Source organism: Streptomyces sp. NPDC057682 (genome assembly GCF_042799575.1).
Taxonomy (GTDB): domain Bacteria; phylum Actinomycetota; class Actinomycetes; order Streptomycetales; family Streptomycetaceae; genus Streptomyces.
Window position 1 is genome coordinate 1 of the sequence record NZ_JBHVIN010000040.1, and the last position, 1196, is coordinate 1196.

The 1196-nt window shown below is 55.7% G+C and carries 1 rRNA gene (running past one end of the window); it reads right to left on the reverse strand.

Annotated features, from left to right (window positions below):
• Window positions 1-22: 22 nt before the first annotated feature.
• Window positions 23-1196 (reverse strand): 23S ribosomal RNA (locus ACFVDM_RS38295) (it continues 1372 nt past the right edge of the window).

A 1196-nucleotide genomic window follows, 5' to 3' on the forward strand; every position in this document is an offset into this window, starting at 1 on the left:
AACACAGTGGACGCGAGCAACTGAGGACAAGCCCTCGGCCTATTAGTACCAGTCAGCTCCACCCGTTACCGGGCTTCCACATCTGGCCTATCAACCCAGTCGTCTACTGGGAGCCTTAACCAATCAAGTTGGTGGGAATACTCATCTCGAAGCAGGCTTCCCGCTTAGATGCTTTCAGCGGTTATCCTTTCCGAACGTAGCCAACCAGCCATGCCCTTGGCAGAACAACTGGCACACCAGAGGTTCGTCCGTCCCGGTCCTCTCGTACTAGGGACAGCCCTTCTCAATATTCCTACGCGCACAGCGGATAGGGACCGAACTGTCTCACGACGTTCTAAACCCAGCTCGCGTACCGCTTTAATGGGCGAACAGCCCAACCCTTGGGACCGACTCCAGCCCCAGGATGCGACGAGCCGACATCGAGGTGCCAAACCATCCCGTCGATATGGACTCTTGGGGAAGATCAGCCTGTTATCCCCGGGGTACCTTTTATCCGTTGAGCGACAGCGCTTCCACAAGCCACTGCCGGATCACTAGTCCCGACTTTCGTCCCTGCTCGACCCGTCGGTCTCACAGTCAAGCTCCCTTGTGCACTTACACTCAACACCTGATTGCCAACCAGGCTGAGGGAACCTTTGGGCGCCTCCGTTACTCTTTAGGAGGCAACCGCCCCAGTTAAACTACCCATCAGACACTGTCCCTGATCCGGATCACGGACCCAGGTTAGACATCCAGCACGACCAGAGTGGTATTTCAACGACGACTCCACAACCACTGGCGTGGCCGCTTCAAAGTCTCCCACCTATCCTACACAAGCCGAACCGAACACCAATATCAAACTATAGTAAAGGTCCCGGGGTCTTTCCGTCCTGCTGCGCGAAACGAGCATCTTTACTCGTAGTGCAATTTCACCGGGCCTATGGTTGAGACAGTCGAGAAGTCGTTACGCCATTCGTGCAGGTCGGAACTTACCCGACAAGGAATTTCGCTACCTTAGGATGGTTATAGTTACCACCGCCGTTTACTGGCGCTTAAGTTCTCAGCTTCGCCACCCCGAAGAGCAGCTAACCGGTCCCCTTAACGTTCCAGCACCGGGCAGGCGTCAGTCCGTATACATCGCCTTACGGCTTCGCACGGACCTGTGTTTTTAGTAAACAGTCGCTTCTCGCTGGTCTCTGCGGCCACCCCCAGCTCAC